The 25,408-nt window shown below is 66.9% G+C and carries 21 protein-coding genes; 12 read left to right on the plus strand and 9 right to left on the minus strand.

The window, feature by feature from the left end; translation table 11 throughout:
* Positions 1-51 precede the first annotated feature (51 nt).
* From LCF40_RS07425 to LCF40_RS07445, 5 genes are all read left to right on the plus strand, one after another.
* The gene (locus LCF40_RS07425) at positions 52-537 is read left to right on the plus strand and encodes a hypothetical protein (RefSeq protein ID WP_224827958.1); all 486 of its coding nucleotides are present in this window, start codon (positions 52-54) and stop codon (positions 535-537) included.
* Positions 534-2,345 carry a BNR-4 repeat-containing protein gene (locus tag LCF40_RS07430; RefSeq protein WP_224827959.1) on the plus strand — a complete coding sequence of 604 codons (1,812 nt, stop codon included), beginning with the start codon at positions 534-536 and terminating at the stop codon, positions 2,343-2,345. The genes LCF40_RS07425 and LCF40_RS07430 overlap by 4 nt, the downstream gene beginning before the upstream one ends.
* Before the next feature lie 63 nt (positions 2,346-2,408).
* Positions 2,409-3,380: a Gfo/Idh/MocA family protein gene (locus LCF40_RS07435; protein WP_224827960.1), complete on the plus strand. Its 972-nt coding sequence runs from the start codon at positions 2,409-2,411 to the stop codon at positions 3,378-3,380.
* Positions 3,381-3,849: 469 nt separating this feature from the next.
* Complete coding sequence (locus LCF40_RS07440; RefSeq protein ID WP_224827961.1) at positions 3,850-4,833, plus strand: LLM class flavin-dependent oxidoreductase; 984 nt, start codon at positions 3,850-3,852, stop codon at positions 4,831-4,833.
* On the plus strand, positions 4,830-5,900 hold the full coding sequence (locus LCF40_RS07445) for a Gfo/Idh/MocA family protein (RefSeq protein ID WP_224827962.1): 1,071 nt from the start codon (positions 4,830-4,832) through the stop codon (positions 5,898-5,900). The genes LCF40_RS07440 and LCF40_RS07445 overlap by 4 nt, the downstream gene beginning before the upstream one ends.
* 105 nt (positions 5,901-6,005) lie before the next feature.
* Here LCF40_RS07445 and LCF40_RS07450 read toward each other — a convergent pair whose 3' ends face one another.
* Positions 6,006-7,184, minus strand: a complete 1,179-nt coding sequence (locus LCF40_RS07450; RefSeq protein WP_224827963.1) for a GNAT family N-acetyltransferase — start codon at positions 7,182-7,184, stop codon at positions 6,006-6,008.
* A gap of 150 nt (positions 7,185-7,334) precedes the next feature.
* On the opposite strand from LCF40_RS07450, the gene LCF40_RS07455 reads away from it, so the two are divergent.
* The gene (locus LCF40_RS07455) at positions 7,335-8,657 is read left to right on the plus strand and encodes a right-handed parallel beta-helix repeat-containing protein (protein ID WP_224827964.1); all 1,323 of its coding nucleotides are present in this window, start codon (positions 7,335-7,337) and stop codon (positions 8,655-8,657) included.
* 68 nt (positions 8,658-8,725) lie between these two features.
* On the opposite strand, the gene LCF40_RS07460 is transcribed toward LCF40_RS07455, so the two are convergent.
* From LCF40_RS07460 to LCF40_RS07470, 3 genes are all read right to left on the minus strand, one after another.
* Positions 8,726-8,959 carry a hypothetical protein gene (locus LCF40_RS07460; protein ID WP_224827965.1) on the minus strand — a complete coding sequence of 78 codons (234 nt, stop codon included), beginning with the start codon at positions 8,957-8,959 and terminating at the stop codon, positions 8,726-8,728.
* Positions 8,960-9,092: 133 nt separating this feature from the next.
* Positions 9,093-10,115: an ABC transporter permease gene (locus LCF40_RS07465; RefSeq protein ID WP_224827966.1), complete on the minus strand. Its 1,023-nt coding sequence runs from the start codon at positions 10,113-10,115 to the stop codon at positions 9,093-9,095.
* Positions 10,116-10,124: 9 nt separating this feature from the next.
* Positions 10,125-11,144, minus strand: coding sequence for an ABC transporter permease (locus LCF40_RS07470; protein WP_114576424.1), 1,020 nt, complete (start codon positions 11,142-11,144; stop codon positions 10,125-10,127).
* 140 nt (positions 11,145-11,284) lie between these two features.
* On the opposite strand from LCF40_RS07470, the gene LCF40_RS07475 reads away from it, so the two are divergent.
* The gene (locus tag LCF40_RS07475; protein WP_224827968.1) at positions 11,285-11,518 is read left to right on the plus strand and encodes a hypothetical protein; all 234 of its coding nucleotides are present in this window, start codon (positions 11,285-11,287) and stop codon (positions 11,516-11,518) included.
* Positions 11,519-11,540: 22 nt separating this feature from the next.
* Here LCF40_RS07475 and LCF40_RS23390 read toward each other — a convergent pair whose 3' ends face one another.
* The 3 genes from LCF40_RS23390 to LCF40_RS07485 all read right to left on the minus strand — a co-directional run bounded on the left by LCF40_RS23390 (position 11,541) and on the right by LCF40_RS07485 (position 15,963).
* The gene (locus LCF40_RS23390) at positions 11,541-12,620 is read right to left on the minus strand and encodes an oligopeptide/dipeptide ABC transporter ATP-binding protein (RefSeq protein ID WP_114576422.1); all 1,080 of its coding nucleotides are present in this window, start codon (positions 12,618-12,620) and stop codon (positions 11,541-11,543) included.
* Positions 12,607-13,689, minus strand: a complete 1,083-nt coding sequence (locus LCF40_RS23395; protein WP_318247893.1) for an ABC transporter ATP-binding protein — start codon at positions 13,687-13,689, stop codon at positions 12,607-12,609. Before LCF40_RS23395 ends, LCF40_RS23390 begins: the two co-directional genes overlap by 14 nt.
* A gap of 261 nt (positions 13,690-13,950) precedes the next feature.
* Positions 13,951-15,963, minus strand: a complete 2,013-nt coding sequence (locus LCF40_RS07485; RefSeq protein WP_224827969.1) for an ABC transporter substrate-binding protein — start codon at positions 15,961-15,963, stop codon at positions 13,951-13,953.
* A gap of 177 nt (positions 15,964-16,140) precedes the next feature.
* Here LCF40_RS07485 and LCF40_RS07490 point away from each other — a divergent pair, with 177 nt between their 5' ends.
* Both LCF40_RS07490 and LCF40_RS07495 read left to right on the plus strand, forming a co-directional pair.
* Positions 16,141-16,992 (plus strand): sugar phosphate isomerase/epimerase family protein, encoded by an 852-nt coding sequence (locus tag LCF40_RS07490; protein WP_224827970.1) that lies wholly within the window; start codon positions 16,141-16,143, stop codon positions 16,990-16,992.
* A gap of 44 nt (positions 16,993-17,036) precedes the next feature.
* A complete protein-coding gene (locus LCF40_RS07495) occupies positions 17,037-18,071 on the plus strand; it encodes a Gfo/Idh/MocA family protein (RefSeq protein WP_224827971.1) in 1,035 nt (344 codons plus the stop codon).
* On the opposite strand, the gene LCF40_RS07500 is transcribed toward LCF40_RS07495, so the two are convergent.
* Positions 18,068-18,961 carry a Gfo/Idh/MocA family oxidoreductase gene (locus LCF40_RS07500; protein WP_224827972.1) on the minus strand — a complete coding sequence of 298 codons (894 nt, stop codon included), beginning with the start codon at positions 18,959-18,961 and terminating at the stop codon, positions 18,068-18,070. The genes LCF40_RS07495 and LCF40_RS07500 overlap by 4 nt on opposite strands.
* Positions 18,962-19,502: 541 nt before the next feature.
* On the opposite strand from LCF40_RS07500, the gene LCF40_RS07505 reads away from it, so the two are divergent.
* Positions 19,503-20,960 carry an amidase gene (locus LCF40_RS07505; RefSeq protein ID WP_224827973.1) on the plus strand — a complete coding sequence of 486 codons (1,458 nt, stop codon included), beginning with the start codon at positions 19,503-19,505 and terminating at the stop codon, positions 20,958-20,960.
* A gap of 21 nt (positions 20,961-20,981) precedes the next feature.
* Here the strand turns inward: LCF40_RS07505 and LCF40_RS07510 are convergent, their stop codons facing one another.
* The gene (locus LCF40_RS07510; protein ID WP_224827974.1) at positions 20,982-22,427 is read right to left on the minus strand and encodes an enolase C-terminal domain-like protein; all 1,446 of its coding nucleotides are present in this window, start codon (positions 22,425-22,427) and stop codon (positions 20,982-20,984) included.
* A 93-nt stretch (positions 22,428-22,520) separates the two neighbouring features.
* Here LCF40_RS07510 and LCF40_RS07515 point away from each other — a divergent pair, with 93 nt between their 5' ends.
* Positions 22,521-23,966, plus strand: coding sequence for an amidase (locus tag LCF40_RS07515; RefSeq protein ID WP_224827975.1), 1,446 nt, complete (start codon positions 22,521-22,523; stop codon positions 23,964-23,966).
* Positions 23,967-24,046: 80 nt separating this feature from the next.
* On the plus strand, positions 24,047-25,399 hold the full coding sequence (locus LCF40_RS07520; protein ID WP_224827976.1) for a neutral/alkaline non-lysosomal ceramidase N-terminal domain-containing protein: 1,353 nt from the start codon (positions 24,047-24,049) through the stop codon (positions 25,397-25,399).
* Positions 25,400-25,408 lie beyond the last annotated feature (9 nt).

The following is a 25,408-nucleotide window of genomic DNA, read 5'->3' on the forward strand; positions in this document are numbered from 1 at the left end:
GCGATCCGTAGAGTCGGGAGCTATAAGCCGCTCGCGGCCCAGAGCGGTCGTATGTACGTGTTCGCCGTCGGTAGTGACACTGCTGTCGGCGGGCCAATCCCCATCGAGTGGCTCGAGGGGCTGGCCCGCGGGACCGACCACGAGGTGTGGGCGACCGGCGACCAGTCGCTCGCCCGGGAGACGGGGATTCCCGGCGACGACGAGGCCCTCGCTCGCTACCGGGAGCGGTGGGGCGATCCCACGGACCACGCCGAGGACTGGCTCGTCGGCGAGGAGTGGGCCGATCGCCCGCCGACCGCCCCCGATCCGGACGTCGTGACCGCCCTCGCGGCCTACGAGCGGGAGGGCCATCCCCTCGCGGGCCACCAGCACCTGCGGCTCCTGTCGGCGCTGTTTCCCGACGCCGACCACGTCGCCGTCCGCGACCGCGACGTCGACTATCTCGAGGGCTGGCGCTCGTACTACCCCTGGGAGTTCAGGGCCGCCATCGAGGACGGACTGGTCGACATCGAACACCCCCTGGAGGCGCCGCGATGACCGGCGAACCGGACCGCTCGCGGGGACTGCTCGGCCACTGGGAGGAGGTCTCTCCCGGCGGGATCGTCCGGGACCGATCGCCGGAGGGAAACGACGGCAACTACGGGATCGACGCGCGCTGGATCTGGTTTACGAACCCGCGGGCGACCTTCCACGCGGGCGAGCGCGAGGCGACCTATCTCGCGTACCTCGGCGGCCCCACCGGCCGGGACGTCGTGGTCGGGGCCTACGATCACGACCGGGAGAGCCTCGAGTCGACCGTCGTCGAACGCGACTTTTCTCCCGACGACCACACGAACCCCTCGCTCGCGCTCCGGGCCGACGGCCGCCTGCTCGTGTTCTGGGGCGGGCACAACGGCGAGTCGATCCGCTACACCGTCTCGTGTGAGCCCGAGAGCGTGGCGGGGTTCGGCCCGCCCCGCCGGCTCGAGGGCGAGAGCGTCACCTACCCGAACCCGATCCGGTCGCCCGACGGCGACTCCCTCCTGCTGTTCTATCGGGACCGGATCTACACCCGCGACGCGACCGACGACGAGTACGGCTACATGGGCGACGGCAACTGTTATCTCCGCCGGTCGGACGACGAGGGCGCGACCTGGGGCGACCCCACGCTCCTGGCGGTCCCGCCGGAAGGCCACTACTCGCTGTACGCTCTCCCCGCCCGCGGCCCCGGGGCGATCCACCTCTTTTTCACCGACGCCGAGCGCGGCGGCGACGCCCCCAAGTGGAACGTCATGTACGCGAAGCTCTGCGACGGCCGGCTCTACGCGGCCGACGACACCCTGCTGGGCGATCCCGAGGAAGCGCCACTCGAGAAGGAGGATCTCGAGACCGTCTACGACTCGCATGCGCCCGGGAACCACCACGCCTGGCTCTGGGACTGCGCGGTCGACTCCGAGGGGAGGCCGGTCGTCGCCTACGCGACGTTCCCCTCGACGCTCGCCCACGAGTACCGCTACGCCCGCTGGACGGGCGAGGAGTGGGCCGACCACCCCATCGCGGACGCGGGCCCCTACATCGCGCGGCGACCGATCGAACTCCACTACTCGGGCGGGCTCTCGATCGATCGTTCGAATCCGAGCGTCGTCTACGGCTGCGTGGCCCGCGGGCGGAACCGATCGGAGGGAAGCGTCCTCACCCGGTTCGAGACCGATACTGGGGGGAGAACCTGGTCCTCGACGACCGTCGGCCGGGACCGGCCCGGCTGGGACCTCCGGCCCGTGGTCCCGCGAAACGCGAGCGAAGAGCTCCCGGTGCTCTGGCTCGCCGGCTCGTACGACCACATGGACACCTCCCAGACCGTCCTCCGGGGGCTGCCGACCGACCGTCACGGTGGCCCGCTCGCGGGCGACGGCCGCCGCGGCGTCGACCTGGGGCTCGCTCCCTACGGTCCGCGGACCTTCGCCGACGGGCTCACCGTCGCCGCCTCGATCCGCCTCGAGGACCTCGACTCGCCGGGCACGGTCGCGAATCTGGGGAGCGCTACCCTCGAGGTCGGCGACGGGAGGATCGAGTTCGGGCTCGAGGGTCCCGACGGGAAGAGAGCGGTTCCCTGGGACGTCGCGAGCGAGGGCGAGCGGTACCACGTCGCCGGCACCTGGAACGGCGACCGGCTCGCGCTCGCCGTCGACGGCGAGTACGTCGCCGAGACCGCTTTCGGGGGACCGATCGGCGGCGGGGAGCGGGAAAGCTGGACGCTGCTGAAAGGCGAGTACCTGTTCGATCGGGGGTTCGAGGGGCGGGTCTCGGACGTCAGGCTCTACCGGCGGGCGCTGTCGGCGGGGGAGATCCGGGCACTGGCGGGCTGATTCTCCCGGAGGGGAGCGGCGTGGGATCGAAGCGTACAAGGGGGAAAGCGAGTTGGGGGAGGTATGGAGATCGGATTCATCGGAGCCGGCAAGATGGCCGGCACCCTCATGGAGAAGGTAGACGGCTACGACGGCGCGCGGGTCACGGCCGTCTGTGACGTAGACGAGGACGCGGCCCGCGAGGCAGCCGAGCCCCGCGAGGCCGCGGCGTACGCCGACCACACGGACCTCTACGAGGGGGCCGACCTCGACGCCGTCGTCGTCGCGATCCCGCCATTTGCCTACGACGACCAGGTGACGAGGGCGGCCGAACGCGGGATCGACGTCTTCGTCGAGAAGCCCGTGGCTCTCCGGGTCGAACAGGGAGAAGAAACCCTCGACGCGATCGAGGAGGCCGGAATCGTCAGCGGGACGGGCTACGTCTTCCGGTACGACGGGATCACCGAGCGCGCCCGCGAACTGCTCGAAGACCGCGAGATATCGCTGCTCGCGGGCCGGTACTGGAGCGGCCTGCTCGCGAGCTCGTGGGGGAACGAACTCGAGCTCTCGGGCGGGGAAATCGTCACCCGAACCACCCACATCTACGACATGGCCCGATACCTCGCCGGCGACGTGGACCGCGTCTCGGCGGCGAGCACCGACCGGATCGGGACCGAGGAGATCGACTACCCCGATGCGACGACCGCGACCCTGGAACACGAAAACGGCGTCGTCACCACGGTCTCCTCGGGGGTCACCTCGCCGACGTGGACGGCCGAACTCGACGTCCTCGGCGACGATCTCCACCTCCATCTCGACTACCCCTCCCAGACGCTCACCGGCCAGGTCGGCCCCGAGGCGATCGACTACCACGCGCCGACCGACCGCTACGGCCGCGAGATCGAGACGTTCCTCGAGGCCGTCGAGCGGGGCGACCCCGACCACGTCCGGTCGGACTACGCCGACGCCCTCCGGACGCTGTCGGTGAACTGGACCGTCATCGACGCCGCCGCGGACGGCGAGCCCGCGGCCGTCGGCGAGACCCGCCGCTCCTGACCGGGCCTCAATACCGTCCCGTCCGGACGACAATCACGAACGATCGCCAACGACCGACCCGTTCGTTTTACTCCTCCAAACGGATCCCGTGAGGTGTTCACGACGACCGGGCGGGACCTGCCCCGATCGATTACAACCGTACGGTTGTCATTGTATCGTGGTCCCTCTCGAAGAAATCCGTCGAGCGGTCGGCACGCCCGGCGAGATCACCCGTTCGGGCCGGACGGTCGGTGTTTTCCCTTCCAAAACGATTCGTCCCTCTCGATCGGCGGATCGGTTCGAGACGGGTCGAACTATCGATCGGTCGTCGGACGCGCCGACGCGAATACCCGAGACGTTTCACGACGTCAAACGAAATCTCGACCGGTCGCCGGGGGATCCATCACAACTTACATTACGGCGGGGTCCGTCGATTCGGACGAACGGCTATGCAGGAGTGTCCCACGGTCCAGTCCGAGGTGGGTTCGGCGTGAAGTTCGGCGTCTTCTTGAACCAGTACTACACGCCCGAGAGCGGGTTCGAGGTCACCGACCTCTACGAACAGGTCGAACTGATGGAGCGGGTCGGGTTCGACGGCGCCGCCGTCGGCGAGCGCCACGTCCACGAGGAGGGGTTCGCGGAGGCGATCACCACCCTCTCGGCGATCGCCGCCCGGACCGAGCGCCTCGAGCTTGCGACGATGGCGCTGCTGCCAATGTGCTACGATCCGATCCGTCTCGCCGAGCAGGTCGCGATGATCGACCGCCTCTCGGACGGTCGGATGCACTTTGGCGCCGCGATCGGCTACCGCGAGCGCGAGCTCGAGGCCTTCGGCGTCGACCTCGAGGGCCGCTCGAAGACGTTCATCGAGTCGCTCTCCCTGCTCAAACGGCTCTGGAGCGAGGAGTCGGTGAGCCACGACGGCCCCGAGTGGACCGTCGAGGACGTCTTCGTCTCGCCCCGTCCCGAGGAGATGCCCGTCTGGATCGGCGGCCACGCCGATGTCGCGATCAAGCGGGCGGCCTACCGCGGCGACGGCTGGATCGCCAGCGCCTCCTCGACGACCGAGGACCTGAAACACCAGATCGGGGTCTACGAGGACGCCCTGGACGAGTTCGGCGAGAATCGGGATGATCACGAGGTCGTCCTGATGCGCGACTGCTTCGTCGCCGACTCCGTCGCCGACGCCCGCGAGACGATCGAGCCCTATCTGCTGCGGATGTACGAGTGGTACGCCCGCTGGGGCCAGACCTACATGGACGAACACGAGGTTGAGGTCGATTACGACGACCTCGAGGAGAAGTTCGTTATCGGCTCGCCCGACGAGTGCGTCGACCAGCTCCGGGTCTACGAGGACCTCGGCGTCGACCAGGTCTACCTCCGGTGTCAGTTCCCCGGCCAGCCACAGGACGTCACCCTCGAGACGGTAGAGCGGTTCGGCCGCGAGGTCATGCCCGCCATGGAGGCGCGATGAGCTCCGTGAAGGCGCCGACCGTCGGCTACGTCGGCCTCGACCACCACCACGCCGAACCCTACCTCCAGACGCTTTCGACGCTGCCGGCGACGGTCGTCGCGGCCTGCGAGCCAAACCCCGCGTTCGACGCCGACGGCGTCGATGCCCTCGACGACGTCCCCGTCTACGGCGACGTGGAGACGTTGCTGGCGCGGGAGTCCCCCGACGTCGTCTTCCTCACGCTCCCGAACCGCGACACCCCCGACGCGATCCGCCGGGCCGTCGCCGCCGGCTGTGACGTCTTCACCGAGAAGCCCGCCGCGCGCACTGCGGGGGAACTCGAGGCTCTCAGGGACGACCTCCCGGCGTCCGCGACGGTCTGTGTCTCCTACCCCTGGCAATCGCACCCCATCGCCCGCGAACTCCGCGATCGGGTCGATGATGGCTTCTTCGGGGAGATGCGCGCGTTCGACGCGCGTTTCATCGCCTCGAAGCTCGACTACCGGGACGCCGACCACTTCATCTTCGACCCCGACGCGAGCCGCGGGGGGATCCTCCAGTGGCTCGGCATCCACTGGCTTCAGTTGTTCACCCGGCTGCTCGAGGCCCCGATCCGGCGGGTCAACGCCGCTACGACCGCCGGCACCGACGGCGTCGCCGTCGAGGACGGCGTCTCCCTCCAGCTCGAAACCGCCACCGGCGGCCTGGGCACCCTCCAGGCGGGCTACTACCTCGCGGAGGGCGTCTACGACACCCGCTTCGACCTCTACGGCGAGGACGGCGCCAGCCGCTGGGACCCGATGGGCCGGGAGTTCGGCTTCACCGGCGAGACGAGCCTCGAGCTCGAGGACTCCGGCGGCCGATGGGGTGCGACGCCCCACCGGACGATCACCCACGACTACGAGCCCGCACCGGGCTACGGCGGCTCGTGGGGCCGCGAGTTCGTCGAGGCGTTTTTCGACTCCCGGGCCGGCGGCGAGCCGCCCGTGACCGTCGGCGACGCCCTCGACGTGCTCAGGATCACGGACGCGGCCTACGATTCCGCCCGGACCGGGGAGTGGGTCGAGGTGGCCGGTACCGACCACTGATACGGTCGGAGGAAAGTCATTGCACCCCCGATCGCGACCCGTTGGGGCGATCGACCGGTACACCGTTTCTTCCGGCCGTATGACCCTCGACCCGACCTCGCCGGATCAGATCGTTTCGGTTTGCCAGAAGTAGTACTCGAGGGGGAGCACCGAGCGGAGGATCGGGCGGGAGCGTTTGATCGACCAACAGGCGTCGGACGAGCCAAAGAGGAGGCGGGTCATCGTTCGCCGGTCGAGGACCACGTCCGGCGACCGGGACGTCCGCTCGACGGCGAGGACGTCGCCGGTCGTCCTAATCGCCACCGCCTCCCGGGACGCCTCGACCGATTCGCCCGCTTCGGTCCCGTCGAGTGCGAGCGTCACCGAGTCGGACCGATCTCCACCGAGGGCCTGGGCCATCGACCGCCAGCGATCGGCCAGCAGCGGCTCGTACGCCTCGAGGGTTCCCGTGAGATCGAGGACGTTCAGCTTGCGGTGTGGCTGTGTTCGCCAGTCGGCGGCGACCTCCCGGAACAGCGCGGTCAGCGGGTGATGGGGGTGGGTAAAGAGTGCGAGTTCCCCGGAGTCGGCCGACTCAAGGACGGTCGCGAGCAGCGCCACGAGGCCCTCCCGAGAGCCGCCGAACTCGAGGATGGCCGTCGGATCGCTCCCGCGATGGGCGAGGTACGCCGGTCGGTCGCCCTCGAAGACCAGCGTCTCGAGGTCGCGCTGGTCGAACAGCCGCTCGTACCGGCGCCGATCCCGGGAGACGCGATACCGTTCGCGCTCGTGGATCGGCTCGATCGCGTCGAGGTCCTCGGGGCCGCGGTACTGACGGACGCGATCGGTCCCGCCGGGCTCTCGCCCGAACGATCGCTCGGTGATCAGGTACCGCCGCTCCCGGCCGGCGTTTTCCCACCCGAACCGGCCGTAGCCGACTCGGTCACCCTCGAGTTCGGCCAGGGGAACGGTCCGCTCGTCGAGGCGCTCGAGCCAGAACTCGATCAGCCGGGTCATGTACCCCTCGCCGCGATGGTCGGGATCCGTTGCGACCCCCGCGACGCCGCCACACTCGATCCGGGCGCTGCCGGCCCGGAGCTCCGCCGGGACGCAGGCGACGTGGCTCACGACCGCCCCATCGCGTTTGACGATTGCGTGTCTCTCGGGTTTCGACTCGTCGAAGCAGTGGGGCATTCGCCTCTTGAGTCCACCGGATTCGAACCCGAAACAGCGTTCGGCCAGCGTCATTGCCTCCCGGAACTCCTCGGGCCGAACGAGCCGTGGCCCGTCGATGGCTGCGGTCACGTCGGTCGGTAGACGGCCCGAATACAACACGATTTCGATGGTGCACTCGAGCCCTTTCGAGTGATTGACCCGGTACAACCGGAGAACGAAGTGGCAGTCGATCATCAACGGAGTTTATGTGTTACCACGAGCCATTACCGCCGTGGTTGCATGAATAGACGCACCTACCTGTCGTCGATCGGTATCGCCAGCGGCGTCCTCGCGAGTAGCCCGGGACCCATCGGAGCACGTTCGTCGCCGGGGGAATCGAGGAACAACCGTACGGGACGACACCGGATCCGGACCGCCGACGACCTCGTGGAGCTCTCGACCGACGACCTGCTCGAGCTCGACAACGAAACGGTCCGGAGACCGTTCCATCCGGGGATCGGCGGCGGCCGCCACTACGATCCGGACCGGTTCGACGGCCCCGAGGAGTACCCCCACGGGGGTTCGGTCTCCCGATCCGACGCCGACTACGTGGTCGCGAACGGCGACGAACTCGGGACGGCGGCCGACGAGGCGTCCATGGGAGAGGTCGTCTGGATCGACGGCGACGCCGAGATCGATATGACCGGGCTCTCGATCACGCTCGCCGGCGGCGTGACCCTCGCCTCGGATCGTGGACGCGGCAACTCCCAAGGGGGAGTGCTCCACCAGGACGAAAACGGGTTCAACGCGTTCGTCACCACCGGCGGCGACGACGTCCGAATCACCGGGGTCAGGTTCTCCGGACCGGAACACGAGTACTGGAACTACGAGGACAAGGGGATCGACAGCATCTACGACGTCGGGATCACCTACGGGCTCCTGATAGACGACACCGACGACGTCGAAGTGGACAACTGCCGGTTCTCCGGGTTCACCTACACCGGAATCCGGGTCGGGATGTGGGGCGACTACGAGTGTGAGGGGATCTACGTCCATCACACCGAGTTCGTCGACAACCCCTCGCCGGCACTCGGCTACGGGATCGAGATCTACGGCGGAGACCCCGTCATCGAGTACAACTACTTCGACAACAACCGCCGGTCCATCGCGGGCGTCGGCGGCGATTTCCCGGTGAACTACACGGTCCGAAACAATCTCTTCGGGCCGCGGACGCGACTGGCACCGATCGACGCCCACGGCGGCGCCGTCGACGACATGGACCAACCGCAAGCGGGGGTTCGGCTGACTATCGACAACAACGTCGTCCTCTCGGAGGAAGGCGCCGTCTCCGGAAACGCACAGCCCGCCGTCGTCATCCGGGGCGTGCCACGGGAGCGCGCGTACATCCGCAACAATTGGTTTTTCACCGACCGGGCTCCGCCGTTCAGCACAGGGGAGGGCACCGGCGACGGTGGCGGAGCGATTCGCCAGTGGACCGACGAGTACACCGCGATCACGGCGTACAACAACATCGTCGGCAAGTTCGTCCTGACCGACCGGCTCGGGGTCCCGAACACGGCCTGGGACTCACGACGAGGACGCGGGAAGCGATCGAACGACTGACCCGTCCGCCGGCAGCTCCGTCGAGACGATCGATCCCGATCGAGAGCCGTCGATTCCGAACCGTTCGCTCACTGGTTCCGGCGCAGGATCGCCAGGACGACGTACGCCACCGCGGAAACGAGGAGGGCAGTCGCCCCGTAGATTCCGAACATGCCGGCGACGATGCCGTCCCCTTTGAGTACGCCCGCGACGAGCAACGCGATGCCGCCCAACGCGACGACGAGCAGCGGCGACTCGAGCCATCGCTCCACTCGTCGCGCCAGGTCCGACTCCCTCGATTCCTCCGCTAGCTCAGTGGTCATGTCGTACCTACTCGTTAGCCCAGAGGGGCATAAAGCTTCACGTGGTCCCGACTCGCCCGGGTAGTGCTCGGAACGTCGAATTACGGTTCTCGGTATTCGCCTCGCCGAGCGGAGGAAGAGACGATGAACGGGGTTACTGGTTCGGCAGGTCCTCGCTGTCGTCGACGGTCTTCGAGTGGCGGGCCCGGAGACGCGGGTTGAACACCTTGTCGAGCCCCTGGGAGAGCAAGACGAGGGCGAACGAGAGCAGGATGAGCGCCCCCATCGGTGGATACAACCAGTGGGCTGCACGCGCCGGGTTCGAGAGCGCACCACCCGTGGCGTAGGCATCGTTCATCATCGAGCCCCAGTTGGCCTCCGAGGGCGAGAGGAATCCGAGGAAGTACAGCGCGACCGACGCGAAGATCACCCCGCGAGCGGCCTGCGCGGAGTTGATCAGCACGTAGGGCATGAGCTGTGGGACGATATCGCTCTGGAGGATCGATCGCGTCGAGACGCCCATCGAGCGGGCGGCCTCGACGTACGACTCCTCGCGGAGGGTCAGCACCTGTGAGCGAATGGTCCGTGCCAACCCCGGCCAGCTGTCGATCGCGAGGATCACGCCGACCTCGAACGGACCGCTCGGTTGCCAGATCGCCGCGAGCACGATGACCAGCGGGAGCCCGGGGATCACCATGAGTACGTCCGAGACCAGCATCAGGGCGTAATCGACGACCCCACCTTTGTAACCTGCGAGCGTCCCGACGACGACCGCGACGCCTGCTGCGAATATCGCTCCGGCCAGCCCCATCTTGAGCATGGCCGGTGTCGCGTGAACGAGCTGTTTGTGGATCGGTCGCCCCATGTTGTCGGTTCCGAGCGGGTACTCCCACGACTGGAACCAGGTCATGTACGTTTCGGCCTCGTTCATCGAGGACTCGGGGACGATCTGAACCCCCACCGTTCCGGTGAAGATGAACAGTCCGAGGACAACGATCCCGAACCTCGTTCGCCAGTCGGTCCAGGCGATCCGAGCCTGGGTCAGGAAGTACCGGTCGATCGTTCGGCCGAATCGTTCGCGCTTCGTCGTGACGGACGACGACTCGGACATTCCGGTCAGGAAGTCGGGGGTCTCGCCGCCGTCCGTTCGCGTCTCGGATTGGGTTTCGTTGTCCATAGTGGTTCACTAGTAGGATTCCCGGTCGCTCGTTCCGGCTCGTGGATCGATCAGTCCGTAGGTCAGATCCGCGATCATGATCCCGATGACGGTGATCGTCGAGAAGAAGATGAGCAGCCCCATCAGGAGGGGATAATCGCGCTGGGAGAGCGCCTCGAACGTGTACCAGCCGATGCCCGGATACGTGAAGATCTGTTCCATGATGATCGAACTGCTGAAGATCGCCGCGATCCCGATCATGAAGCTCGTATACAGGGGCAAGATCGCGTTCCGTCCGACGTAGCGGATGGCGATCCGGTTGTCGCTCAGCCCCCGGAGCCTCGCGACCCGGAGGTAGTTCTGGCCCATGACCCGGATACAGTTCCCGCGCATCGAGAGGGCGGTTCCCCCGAAGCCGACGATTATCGTCGAGGCGATCGGCAACGCCGAGTGATGGAGGACGCTCAGCATGAACGGGAGGTTGAACCCCTCGACCGTGGCGGGATCGTACCGCCCTCTGGTCGGAAACCAGCCGAACTGGAACCCGAGAAAGGAGAGCATCAGGATGGCGCCGACGTAGTACGGAACCGAGTTGAGAAACGTCGCACCGATCGAGGCGACGGCGTCGAAGCGCGAGCCCTCCTTGTACGCCATGACGGCCCCGAGCAGGATGTTCAGGGTGAACCCGATCAGGAGGCCGTAAATGCTGACGAAGATCGACCACGGCATGGCCCGAAAGAGGATGTCGAACACCGGCTCGCCCCGCCAGATCGACTCCCCGAAGTCCTGATAGACGACGATGTTGATCATGTACTCGGCGTACGCCTGGTAGACCGGCTGTTGGGGGTCGACGTTCGTCCGCAACTCGATCATCCGATTGACCTGCTCGACGTTGACGTCCTGGCCCTGCTGGACTGCCTCTTGTATCATCTGCTGGCGCATGATGTCCAGTGGCCCCCCAGGCATGAGCCGATACAGAACGAACGTTATCGTGATAACAGAAAATAACGTGACGATCGCTTGCCCTATGCGCCTCACATAGTAGTTCATAGGATCTCATTTCAGCACTCGTTATTAAAGGTTACGTCACCCTCTCACACACGTCGTCGCTCTTTCGGCCGACCGTCCGGACGTCTCTCACGCCACCTTTCCGAACGCTTATGATGGTGTCTGCGATGGGTCACTACACGATGGGTCAATCGTTCGGACGGGAGTTGGGCGAGCAAATCTGTACACACAAGACCCAGTTGATATTCGGCATCTCGCTTGCACTCGTCCTGATCGTGCTCTCGATTGTTTCACTCACCGTCGTCGAACCGGACGGCCCGACGTTCGTCATCGTCGTGGTGAACATCGTTTCGCTCCTCGCGGTCCTCGTCTGTTTCTCGGTCGCCGTCGTCGTCTGTACGAGACGGAGCTACTAGACTGGCGGGCCGTGGGAGCCGCTCACTCCGGCAGCGGTTCGCTGTTCCAGTAGGCGTGGTCGCTCTCCGAGCGAAAGCAGGCGACCTCGGATCGACCGTTCCCGTCGGCAGGCAACAACCGTGGGACCTCCTCGGTACACGCCTCCCGGGCTTTCGGACACCGGGTGTGGAACCGACAGCCACTGGGTGGGTTCTTCGGGTCCGGAATGTCGATCTTGCGCATCGGCGGCTCGGTCGCCGCCTCCCGTGCCGCATCGGGATCCATGACCGGCGTCGCCCACCGGAGGATCTTGGTGTAGGGATGTCTCGGGTTCCGGATGATCTCCTCGGCCGCGCCGATCTCGACGAGTTTCCCGAGGTACATGATCCCGATCCGGCCGCCGACCTTCTCGGCGAAGTAGTAGGCGTTCGCGAGGTCGTGGGAGATGAACAGATACGACGTGTTGAACTCCCGCTGGAGGTCGTGCATGAGATCCATCATCTCGATCCGCAGGGAGACGTCGAGCGCGCTCACCGCCTCGTCGGCGAGGATCACGTCGGGGTTCATCAGGAGGGCACGACCCAGCGCGACCCGTTGTTGCTCGCCGCCGGAAAGCTGGTGTGGATAGCGCGAGGCGTACGACGACGCCGGTTTCATCCCGACGTACTCGAGGAGCCTGTGGATCCGGTCCTCCCGCTCGTCGACGCCCATGTCCGGGTACCACCGCTTCAGGGGCACCGAGAGGCTGTTGAGGATCGTTCGATTGGGGTTGAGCGAACTCCCCGGGTCTTGGTGGATGATCTGGAGCGATCGCCGAATGTCGGTAAACGGAACCGTCACGTCGCCGTTGCCGTCCTTCGCGTCCCAGACGTCCTGGCCGCGGTACTTCACCGAGCCACCGGTCGGTCGCTGGAGACCCACGGCGGTCTTTCCGAGCGTGGTCTTTCCACAGCCGCTTTCTCCGACCAGCACGATCACCTCGTTCTCGTGGATGTCGAGGGAAACGCCGTCGACCGCTCTGACGACATCCTTCTCCCGACGAAGGGTCTGTATCAGCGACTTGTTCGTGAACTGTACCTCGACGTCCTCGAGCGTGACGACCGGATCCTTATCGACGCTCATCGAACGTCACCTCCTGTTCGCGATCGCTCAGCGTGTACGTGATCTCCTCTCGGGCGTCCTCCCAGTAGAAGCAGGCGGCTTCGTGGCCGTCCGAGACGCGTTCGAATCCCGGATCCGTCGATCGACACTGTTCGTCCGCGAGCGGACAGCGGACGTGGTACGAACAGCCGGAGGGAACGTCGACGGGATCGGGACTGTCGCCCTCGATCGGCTCCATCTCCTCGAGGGCCGACGAGAGGTTCGGCACGGCCTTCAGCAGGGCCCGGGTGTAGGGGTGGGCGGCGTCCTTCAGGATGTCGTAACACGGTCCGACCTCGATGAACTCGAAGGCGTACATCACGGCCAAGCGGTCGGCGAGATCCGCGACCAGCGGGAGGTCGTGGGTGATGAAGATCATCGTGATCCCGTACTCCTCGTGGAGGTTCGCCAGCAGGCTCGTGATCGACCGTTGCATCAGGAGGTCGAGGGCAGCGGTCGGCTCGTCCATCACGAGGACGTTCGGCTTGAGCAAGAGGCTGAGCGCGATCAGCGCCCGCTGTTGCATCCCCCCCGAGAGCTCGTGTGGATAGGAGTCGAGGACGCGGTCAGGGTCGAGATAGAGATCCGCCAGAAGCTGGCGACCGTGGTCCATTCCGTCGGCGACGTTGTAGTCGTGGGCGCGAAGGGTCTCCTCGAAGTGGCCGCCAATCGACATCGTCGGGTTGAACGAGTCCATCGCCCCCTGGAACACCATCGAGATCTCCTCCCAGCGGAACTCCTTGAGTTCCTCGTCGTCGAGGTCCAGGACGCTGAACGAGTCGCCGTCCGGCGGGTGATAGATCACGTCGCCGGTCAGGACGCCCGGGTCGACGACGGCGTCCATGAGCGCGGAGGCGAACATCGACTTGCCGCTCCCGCTCTCGCCGACGATCCCGAGGATCTCCTCGCGGTGGATATCCATCGTGACGTCGTCCATCACCTTCGACCGGCCACGATCCATGTCGAACGTCACCGACGCGTTTCGGACTTCGATCAGCGTCTCGGTGCCTCCAGCGTCGAGCGATAGCGACGTCTCGTTGCGAGCAGTCATGGATAGTCACCCGAACGTGAAGAATCGACTTTACGGTACCGTTCGCACTGGCGCGTAGCGAGAGTTCGGCTGCCTCCCCATACCATGACCGAATGACCGTCCCATTCTCATATAAGCCTTTGTGTACCCCCACGCCCAACCCCGGATCACCGCGTCGACGGCGTCGCGACTGTTCGAGGGGTTCCGGAGGCTTTCGTCGCGCATCGCGAGGAAAAAGGGAAGAAACGCCGGCGTCGAACCGTCTCGGAGTACCTGCTCTCGTCAGGGGTAGCCGACGGTCCCGTTCTTGATTAGGGGGTACAGCGCGTTGTTGGTCTCGAGGCGCCACTCCTCGTCGACGGACCAGTCGAAGTCACGCGTGTTCGCCCACCGGCCCGACTGGCGGTAGAGGAGGTCGATCTCCGGCATGTGGAAGTTCCACATCCAGCACAGCTTCTTGATCTGTTCGTTGGTCCACTCGACGTCGTCGGTGACCATGATCTCCCGGACCGTCTCGGCTAAGTTGATCTCCTCGGTCTCGCCCGAGAGGTCCCGCTGGCCGATCTCCGTCGGGATCTCCCAGACGAGGGGTTTTCCGTTGTACGGCGAGTGAGTTCGCCCCTCCTCGAGCCAGCCGTCGATCGCGTCGTCGGCGGGACCCTCACCGCCGAGGGCCGTCTGCGAGACGAGACGGAGCCCGAAGGGGTGGTTGTACCGGAAGAAGCCCACCGGGTGCTGGTAGTCTGCGGCGTAGTGGCTGTAGAGCGTGAGGCCCCAGTCCATGGTCTGGTTCCTGCGCTCGGTCACCTGGGTCTCCTGTTGACCCTCGAAGACGATCGGGAAACCGTACTCTTGGAGCTGTCCGTGGGCGGTCTGTCCGGGGACGTTGAAGAAGTAATCGGTGCCGATCGGCATCGAGATCGGCTCGAGCTCTTCCCCGTCCGGGTTGTAGACGGTGCCGTCCTCGCGGCTGTAGCCGCCCGCCTCGAGGAACTCGTCGGCGAGTTCGTGGTCCGTGGACTGTGGCGCGTAGTCGATGAAGTTCTCGAGATCGTCGCCGATGTACGTCTCGTTCCACTGCTGTTCGATCCCGGTGTGGACGTCGATCGGGAGGCCGGTTTCGAAATTGGTGACGACCTCCTGGGTGTTGATGACCGCAGCCATGGCCCGTCGCACGGCGAGGTCCTGTAACGCCTCGGTGTGGTTCCAGTTCATGATCATCGAGTACATGAACTTCGAGGCGTACTTCGCCAGGTCCTGGTAGTGGTCGGGCAACACCTCCCTGTACTTCTGTTCCATCGCGACGGAGGCGAAGTCGACCTCCTGGTTCGAGATCAGTTCGTCTTGGGCGGCACCCTCGGCGACGAGTTCCTCGTACTGTTCGATCTGGACGTCCTCGGACCAGCGGTGGCCGTCCGCGGGCTCGAACGTGACGCCCTGGGTCGACCAGTCGACGAGCTGGAACGATCCCGTTCCGAGCCCCTCGTTCATGTACTGGTCGATGCCGATCTGCATCTCGAGGATCTCCGTCGAGGCCGCGTCGCGTTCCTCGTCCGAGGTCGCGTCCTGGAGCGCCTCCATGTGGGGCCGCCAGATGTCGGCGTTGAGCGGGCCGATGTTCCCGTCGGTTCCGCCGAGGTCGGTCGTCTCGATGAGCGCCGGGTTCTTGGGTTGTTTGTACGTGTACTCGATCGTGAGGTCGTCGGCCATCTCGATGCTCTCGTACTGGCTCCCGTCGGGAGACATCAGCCGGTTCATCTCGTCCCAGGTGTAGAGATCCTCGGCCGTGTACTGGTCCCCGTTCCAGAAGACGAGGTCGTCACGGAGCGTCTTCGTCAGGACCAGGTTGTCCGAGTCCCAGTTCCACTCGTCGATCGCGAGGGTTTCGACGTCCCCGTTGTTGTAGACGATCGTCTGGCGATCGTTGGCGAAGTCGGACATCCGGGAGGGGAACTGCTCCCCGAGAGGGTTCCAGTTGTACTCCTCGGGGAGCGTGCTTCCCGCGATCCGGGTCAGCGTCCGGTTTCCACCGTCGGATCCCTCCCCGTTGCCGTTACCGCCGTTTCCGCCGTTGCCATCGTCGCCGCCGTTGCCGTTGCCGTTTCCGTTGCCATTGCCGTTTCCGCTGTCGTTTCCGTTGCCATTGCCGTTCTCGTTTCCGTTGCCGTTACCACTGTCGTCATTCCCCCCGAGACATCCCGCGAGAGTCGCTGCACTACCGATCCCCATCGCCTGGAGCCACCGCCGGCGGGAGAAATCCTTCGCTCGAGTTCGACGCCTGTCTCTGCCTGACATACACCGTTTCATTGGTCGTACGGTATATAAAAATATTGTGTGACGTCCGACAAAACCTCGGCCATCGGAGCGATCCGTCGACGATCGTCGGATCGAATCCGCCGCGAACGTCGAACCGAACGAGAACGGGCGGCGTCACGCGAACCTTTATTCGCCCATCACTGCTTGTCCCAGCTGATGCACACCGCCCTCTTTACGAAGACGTTCGACGACCGATCGCTCGAGGACGCCATCGCCACGGCCGCCGAAATCGGGTACGACGGCGTCGAGATCATGGCCCGCGAGCCACACTTCCCCGCGGACGTCTCCCTCGAGCGCGTCGAGGGGCTCCGGGAGCTACTCGACGACCACGACATGGGACTGCCCTGTCTGGCGACCTATACCGGTGGGTATGCCCGAAAAGACGACGCCGAGTGCGACGCCGAACTCGAGACCTTCGAGGCGTTCCTCGAGCGCGCGGAGATCCTCGACGTCAATCTGTTGCGCCACGGCGCCGGCCGCCCCTCGATTCGGGAGGCCACCGAGGAAGACCTCGAGCGGGCGGCGACCTGGCTCCGACGAGCCGCGGACCTCGCGGCGGAGTACGGCAAGACGGTCGGTCTCGAGATCCACTCCCATCGGCTGACCGAGACCACGGAGGCGACCATGGATCTGATCGAGCGGATCGACCGCGAGAACGTCGGCGTCATCCACGACGCGGGCAACATGTTCATCGCCGACGACCCGTACGGGGCCGAGAGCCTCGAGGCGATCGGCGACCGGCTCGCCCACGTCCACGTCAAGGACCTCTCGCGGATCGACGACCCCGACCGGGCGGACGCCTTCGCCCTCGAGACCGGTCGGGGCGAGGAGGTCTTCCGCCGGGAGTTCCTGGGTGAGGGCGACGTCGATCACGCTCCCTTGGTCGAGGCCCTCGCAGAGCGGGGGTACGACGGCTCCGTGACCGACGAGTCGACGGTCCGGCGGGTCGACCGCGAGACCGTCGCCCGGCGGGAGCTCGAGGCGATGGAACGGCTGATCGCGGATTGAAGCGACCGCCACGTTTATCCCGGGGTTCGGACAACTACGGGCCGATGAGCGCCTACACGATCGGGATCGTCGGGACCGGCCCGGATCCCGACCGATCGGACCATGGGGGGTACTCGATGGGGTATCGCCACGCAGAGGCCTACGAGGCCGTCGAGGGCTGTCGGCTCGTCGCCTGTGCGGATGTCGTCGCCGACCACGCCCGCGACTTCGGCGAGGCGTTCGGGCTCGACGAGGGGGTCTTCACGGACGTCGGCGAGATGCTCGCGACCGCCGAACCGGACGTCGTCAGCGTCTGTACGCCGCCCGCGACCCACGCCGACCTCGTCGCGCAGTGTGCCGGCCACGACGCCGTCCGGGCGGTCCACTGCGAGAAACCGATGGCTCCGACCTACGGCGAGAGCCACCGGATGGTCGAGGTCTGTGACCGTGAGGGCGTCCAGTTCACTGTCAACCTCCAGAACCGATGTGCCGGCGCCACCCGGGAGATCAAAGAGCGGGTTGCCGAGGGGGCGATCGGGAACCTGCGCCGGATCGAACTCGCGCGCCGGGACCTCCTCCAGACGGGGATCCACCACGTCGACGTCGCGAACTGCGTCGCGGGCGACCCCGGCGTCGAGTGGATCATGGGTCAGATCGACTATCCCGAGGAGCACGTCTGGTACACCGACATGCACACCGAGGCCCAGGCCCTCGGCATGTGGCGCTACGAGTCGGGCGGTCACGCGCTGTGCTCGACGGGCGGCGGGGCGGAGGCGGTCGGAAACCGGACGAACCGTTTCCTGGGGACCGACGGCGAGATCGAGTTCCGGCTGGGCGAGGAGTACCGGATCCGGACCGACGGCGCGTGGGAAACCGTCGCGGTCGACGCCCGGCCCGCCCAGGAGGCGACCATGGCCGCCGTCGTCGCCGGCCTCGACGGCGAGGAGCCGCCGATCGCCGGCGAGCGCGGGCTCGCGGCCACGGAAATCGTCTTCGGGATCTGGGAGTCCGCACGCCGGCGCGGGCGCGTCGAACCGCCCCTCGAAATCGAGGACAATCCCCTGGAGGCGATGGTCGATGCCGGCGACCTGCCACCCTAGTACAGGGGCTCGTAGCCCTCGGCGAACGCGGCACCATCGCGGTCGACCGCGGCGAGTTCCGAACTCCCCGGCTCGACGACGACCCCGTTTTCGAGGGCGGTCTGGACGCCGAGCAGGAGCGTCGCGGCGTCGAACAGCCAGTCGGCGTCGTCGCGCTCGCCGCGGGCGGTCGCGAGAAACGCGTCGATGAAGGGATCGTACATCCGCTCGAGTTCGGTCTCGTCGCCGTTGATTCGTGCGGTTCGGATCGTCTCGCCGACGTCGAGAAAGCCGAACGCCGAGGGGTTCGTCGGGCCGGCAAAGCGCAGGGTCGCCGTCGAGCCGTCGGCGAACGAGATCGCGGTCGCCGACCCGTGGGTCGTCGGCTCGATGGCGGTCCAGTCGGCGCCACAGACCCGGCGAGCGGTGTCGGTGAGGTGGACTCCGTAGTAGAACGGGCCGTTGTAGCCGGCCGCGAACAGATCGTGGCTGCCGCCGTCGTCGCGCATCCCGTCGATCGAGGGATGATGGGGGACGGCGGAGCCCCCACAGATCGGCGTTCCGGTCCGCTCGGCCGTCGCTCGCAGTTCCTCGACGTCGCCGAGGCGCCCCGCGATCGGTTTGTCGATACACGTCGGAACCCCCGCCTCGAGGAAACCCTCGGCGATCGGGCGGTGGCGGTCCCAGTCGGCCGTGAGCACCATCGCGGCGTCGACCTCCCCGACCATCGCCTCCGGACGGTCGTAGCGGGCGGCACCGTACTTCTCGCGAAACGCCGAGACGTACGACTCCTCGCGGACCTCCCCGTCGTCCCAGACGCCGGCGACGGCCGCGTCGGGCCGGTTATCGATCGCCGCCGCGAACTTCTCGGCGTGGCTCGTGTCGAGTCCGAGGATCCCGACGTCGATCATCCACTGACCCCTCCCGACGAACTAGCACGGCACATCTATCCGTTCGTCCGTACCGACCGGCTTAGTCTTAACTGTTGGCATCCCAACGAATGGGTTTCGCCAGGGCAAACGGGCTCGAGCGGGTCGACGCGGGAACGACCGCGTGATCCCCGGAACGCCCATTCGACGGCCGTGGTACCGTCCCACACCCACACACTGTTTTGGACTGTGAAACGATTTTCACCGATCGCAGTCCGCCGGGACCGACGGCGGAACCGGTCGGCGACCGATCGTTCGCCGCCGGTCGGGCCATCGAGCCGACCGCCCCGGTCCGGGCGAGGAGGGCCCCGATCCGCGCCGGATCCGGACTCCTCCGGCGTTGCCGGCCAATAATACCAGTATTAACGCATTGAATGACCGACCGATCCTCCAGGGATTACGACCGTACGACCGTAATCCTCTTTCTCGGGGTTGGTTCACACAGGTCGTTTTGCCCATCAAAACACTCGGTTCTCCGGGGTCACCAGTACGCTTTTGCCCGCGCGCGCTCTCCGGCGGGACGATGACAACGGAGCTGCGACCCCGCTCGGCCGCGGACCTCGCGGATCTGGTCCGTGCCGGCGAACTCGCCCCGACGGCGGTCGTCGATGCCCACCTCGAGCGGATCCGGTCGCGAAACGACGAGCTGACGGCGTTCATCACCGTGGCCGGCGACCACGCCTGCGAGCGGGCCCGCGAGATCGAGTCCACCGTCGAGGCCGGCGAGTCCGTCGGCCCGCTGGCGGGCGTCCCGATCGCGCTCAAAGACCTCACAGGCTTCCGGGAGGGGATCCGCCACACCTTCGGCTGTCGGGCGTTCTCGGACAACGTCGCGACCCATACGGCGGGATTCGTCGAGCGACTCGAGGAGGCGGGCGCGATCGTCGTCGGCAAGACCAATACCCCGGAGTTCGGCCACAAGCCGGTGACCGACAACCTCCTCGTGGGCCCCGCTTCGAACCCGTTCGATCCCACACGGAACGCGGGCGGGTCCTCGGGAGGTAGCGCCGCGGCGGTCGCCGACGGAATGGTCCCGATCGGCCAGGGCGGCGACGCGGCGGGCTCGGTCCGCATCCCGGCGGCGTTCTGTGGCGTCTACGGGATCAAGCCCTCCTTCGGCCGGATCCCCGGCGCCGCCCGGCCCGACGCCTTCCGCCACCACTCGCCGTTCGTCGACAAGGGCGTCCTGACTCGCTCGGTGGGCGACGCCGCCCTCGCCCTGTCGGTGATGGCCGCTCCCGATCCTCGGGACCCGTTCTCGCTCCCCGACGACGGGGTCGACTATCTCGCCGCGCCCGAGCGCCCGATCGACGGCTGGTCGATCGCCTACAGCCCCGACCTCGGGATCTTTCCCGTGAGCGAGGCCGTCCGTGAGGAGATCGAGGACGCCCTCTCGGCGTTCGAGGCGGCGGGCGCGACCGTCGAACCCGTGGAGGTCGATCTCGGTGCTCCCCTCGAGACCCTGCGCGACCGGACCCGGTACGGGCTGATGCAGGCCTTCAGCGCGAAGATCGCCGACTCGATCGAGCGGGGCCGTGGCGTGGACTTCCTCGGCGACGACGCCGAGGACGTTCCCCGGGAGTTCCGCGAGCGGATCCGGGCGGGTCGAAACCTGTCGCCGGTCGATCTCGGCCGGATGGACGGGGTTCGAACGGGGATCTACGACGGCGTTCAGGACGTGTTCGCGGAGTACGACCTGCTCGTGACGCCGACCGTCTCGGTTCCTCCCATCTCAAATGACTCGCTGGACGACGTTCGAGTGGATGGGGAAAAAGTCGATTCCCGCGCGGACTGGCTGCTCACGTGGCCGTTCAACATGACGGGCCACCCCGCGGCCTCAGTCCCCGCTGGATCGATCGACGGCCTCCCGGTCGGCATGCAGGTCGTCGGCCCCCGGTTCGGCGACGGCGACGTGCTCGCCGCGAGCGGGGCCGTCGAGCGCGAGCGCCCCTGGGACGGCGCCTACGATCGGCTTCCCTGACGTTCCCCTCGTGACCGCCCGCTAGTCGTACATCGAATCGGTCGACCACTCCGCGAGCGGGGTAAACCGGGACGGATCGAGGTCGAAGTCGCGGCCGAACGGTGCGTCGACGGCGCTCCCGAACGACATCCGGCCGTCGTCGATATCCAGCGTGGCGAACCCCTCCTCGTGGCGACGGTAGAGGTCGCCGTGGGCGTCTCGCAGCGTCTCCTGGAGGTCCTCGGGGAGGAACGAAAGGCCGCGGTAGTAGTGATGGCCGTTTCGCTCGACGTGGTCCATTCCCAGCGAGCCCATTACCGCGAGATCGTGGAGGAGTTCGACCGGCCCGATCGTCGTGAGGTCCTCGCCGCTCATGACGTACTCCCGGTCGCCCTCGCGCCGGCGCTTCTCGATCAGGCAGGCGTTGACCACGCCCTTGAACACGCCCTTGCAGTTCTTGTGGCTCGTGCCCGCGTAGCCACACTCGAGCGCGCGGCCCGCACTCGTGAGGCGGTCGTCGGACTCGTCGATGATGATCGGCGGGCGGCCGTCCCAATCGGTCAGGACCTCCCGGGTCCCGTCGGTCAGCGCCTCGCTCCGGGGGAGGGGTTGTTCGACGTAGGCGACGGCGTCCATCACGGGCGCGAGATCGGGGTCGGAAGCGTGGCGCTCCCACTGCTCTCTGAACGCCTCGACGCTGTCGTAGCCCTCGTTGGCGTCGACCGTACAGAACCACGACTCGAGCGGGCTTTCCTCCAGTACCTCCTCGATCCGGGCCAGCCGTTCGGCGTCGCGGTCGGGATCGGCCGAGAGCTTGATCTTGAAGTGATCAACGCCGTCCTCGGCGACGTATGCCTCGAGGGACTGGGGGAGGCCGTCGTCGAGGCGGTCGTCGGATGCGATCTCGCCCTCGCGAAGCGGGTCGCCCAGTCCGACGGTGTGGCGGACGGCGGCCTCCCTGGTCGATTCGTCGGGCAGGTACTCCGCGACGTCCTCGCCCGCGAGTTCGTCGTAGATCCGGCCCGGTTCGACGCCGAGGGCGTCCGATCGGAGCCCCTCGGCGAACGTAGTTTCCTCGTGGCGACAGACCGCGTCGACGATCGCCTGCTCGACCATCGATACGCCGTAGTTCCACAGCAAGGGCGGCTGTTCGTTCCCCTCGGCCCACTCGGCCTGGCGCTCGTAGAGGGAGTGCCAGAGATCGAACGCCGTCGGCTGGGCCTCCACCGCGCGGGCGTGTTCGCACGCCGCTTCGAAGACCTCGATCAGCAACTCGTTTTGCTCGGGCAGCGAGCGGTCGGGGTCCTTGAGGAACCACAGCGGCGCGATCCCGACCATCGAGATCCCATCCGCGCACTCGCCGTCGATCTCGAGTTCGATCTCGAGGAAGTGGTGGGCGCCCTCGCTCGCGACGACGTTCCCGAAGTGGAAGGGCATTCGTTTCTCGTTGTTCCGAACGTACTGGTCGGTTCGAGTGACCTCGATCATGTACGATTCGATCGGCGCCGTCCGTATAAGTGTACGTGTCGATCCGGGCGATCCACCGAAAGCGACAGGTCGGTCGCTCTCCTCGGCCCGTGCATGGCACACGCCTTCAGCTCGGCGAGCGACCTCGCCGACGGGATCCGCTTGAGGAAGCTCTCGCCGGTCGACGTCGTCGAGGACCACCTAGAGCGGATCGCGGGCGACGACCACAACGCGTTCGTGACCGTCGATCGCGAGGGCGCCAGGGAGCGCGCTCGCGAGGCCGAGCGGGCTCTCGAGAACGGTGAGTCCTGGGGGCCGCTCCACGGCGTCCCGGTCGCGATAAAGGACCTCTACGACGTCGCAGGGCTGGCGACGACCCAGGGCAGCCCCCTCTTTGCGAGAAACGTCGCCGAATCTGACTCGCTCGTCGTCGCCCGGCTGAAGGAAGCGGGTGCGATCGTCGTCGGGAAAACCAACGTCCCCCAGTTCGGCCGCTCGGGCGCGACCCACAACGACCTCGTCGGCGCGACCGCGACCCCGTTCGACCGCGAGCGCACGGCCGGGGGCTCCTCGGGAGGCTCCGCGGCCGCGGTCGCCGACTTCCAAGTCCCGATCGCCCAGGGATCGGACGCGGGTGGCTCGATCCGTATTCCGGCGGCGTTCTGCGGGATATATGGCCTCAAACCCTCCTACGGCCGGATCCCGATGGTCAAGCGCCCCGACGGCTTCTCTCATTTCACCCCGATGTGCGACGTCGGCCCCCTCTCCCGGACCGTCGCCGACGCGGCGCTCTTCCTCGACGCGACCGCCGGCCCCCACCCGGAGGATCCGACCTGTCTACCCCCGCCACGCGGGAGCTACCGCGAGGCTTGCGAGGAGCCGATCGACGACTGCCGGATCGCCTACAGCCCCGATCTGGGAACCTTTCCCGTAAGCGTGGCGGTCCGTCCGGTCGTCGATCGGGCGGTTTCGGACCTCGCCGCTGCCACCGACGCGACGATCGACCGGATCGACGTCGATCTCGGTGCGAGCCACGGCGAGATCATAGAGACGATGTACGGAACCTGGTCGCTCGCGGGCCACGCCGTCGCCAACGAGCGGCTGGCCGACGAGCGCGGCCTCGACCTCTACGCCGATCATCGCGAGCACCTCACCGAGTACGACGTCGAGACGATCGAGGCCGGGCGCGACCTCCCTGCCGTCGACTACGTCCGGGCGAACGAGTGCAGGACGGCGGTCTTCGACGGCCTCCAGTCGATATTTGGGAAATACGATGCCCTGCTGTCGGCGACCGTCTCGGTCCCGCCCTTCGGGAAGTGGGCCGATACTCCTAGACAGATCGACGGCGAGAACTGCCACCGGAACGGCTGGCACCTGACGCTTCCCTACAACTTCACGGGCCACCCCACGGCCTCCGCGCCCGCCGGAACGACCGACGACGGTCTCCCGGTCGGCCTCCAGATCGCGGGGCCGCGCTTCGGCGACGATACCGTCCTCGCCGTCAGCGCGGCCCTCGAACGGGCTCGGCCCTGGCTCAAGGACCTCCCTGGCGCGCCCTGATTCGGGAGTGCATCGGGACGATCGACCTCGCGGACCGCCGCGACCGGACCGTTTTTGTCCCTGCGCGGGGAGGTGGCGCCATGACCGACGTCGAAGACAGCGAGTGGCGCGTGGGGACGGCGACCCGGACGATCACCCCCGAGGAACCGATGCGGATGGCGGGCTACGGCGCCCGCGAGGAGCCGGCCGAGGGCACGCTCTCCGATCTCCACGCGCGGGCGGTCGCGATCGAGGACGACCGGGGCACCCGTTTCGTCGCGGTCGGATGCGAGGTGCTCGCGATCTCGCGGCCGCTCCACGCGGAGGTCACCGCAGCCTGCGAGGAGGAGTACGATCTCCCCCCCACCCACCTCCTCCTGAACGCCTCCCACACCCATTGCGGGCCGGTCTACCGTCGGCGCAAGACCGAGGTGTTCTCCCTCGACGAGGAGGAGCGAGCCCAGGCCGAAGAGTACCGCAAGTTCCTGATCGAGCACCTGATCGGCGTCGTCGGCGAGGCCCTCGAGGACCGCGAGCCGGCGACCCTCGAGTACAGCCACGCCAAGTGCGGGATGGCGATGAACCGCCGGATTCCCTTGGAGGAGGGGATCGGCTTCCAGCCCTACCCCGACGGGCCGGTCGATCACGACGTGCCGGTGCTGGTCGCCGAGAGCGTCGAGGGGGGCGAAAGCGAGAACGACGATGGAAACGGGGACGGCGACGTCCGGGCGATCCTCTTCGGCTACGCCTGCCACCCGACCTCGCTCTTTCGCCGGGAGTGGAGCGGCGACTGGGCGGGGTACGCGATGGACGAACTCGAAGAGGAGTATCCCGAATCGACCGCCGTCTTCGTTCAAGGAGCCGGCGGCGACCAGAAGGCCTATCCCCAGCGCGAGCTCGAGCTGACGAAACACTACGGCAAGTCGCTGGCGACCGCGGTCCGGGGTGCCATCATCGCCAAACGCCGGACGGTCAACGGACCGCTTCGGTGTGTCAAGGAGGAAGTCGATCTCGAGTTCGAGCGCCCGCCGAGTCGCGAGGAACTCGAGTCCCGGGTCGCCGATGACGACCTCGATCGGTACGTCCGCCGGCACGCAGAGCACCTGCTGGGCGAACTCGACGAACAGGGCGAACTCCCCCGAACGCATCCCTACCCGATCCAGGCGATCGGCTTCGGGGGCGACCTCACGATGGTCGCGCTGACCGGCGAGGTGCTCGTTGGCTACTCGCTTGCACTCAAGGAACGCCTGCCGGGGCCGCTGTGGGTCGCGGGCTACTCGAATAACTACATGACGTACATCCCGACCGTCGACGACCTCTACGCGGGAGGCTACGAGGCCGACCGGTTCGTCCACCTCACCGAACTTCCCGCGAAGTTCGATCACAGCGTCGAGGACCGGGTGCTCTCGACGGCGACCGCGCTCGCCCGGCGGGTCGGGCCGCCCGGCGAGTAGTGTGTAGTC

It is taken from the genome of Saliphagus infecundisoli (assembly GCF_020177375.1).
Lineage (GTDB): Archaea > Halobacteriota > Halobacteria > Halobacteriales > Natrialbaceae > Saliphagus > Saliphagus infecundisoli.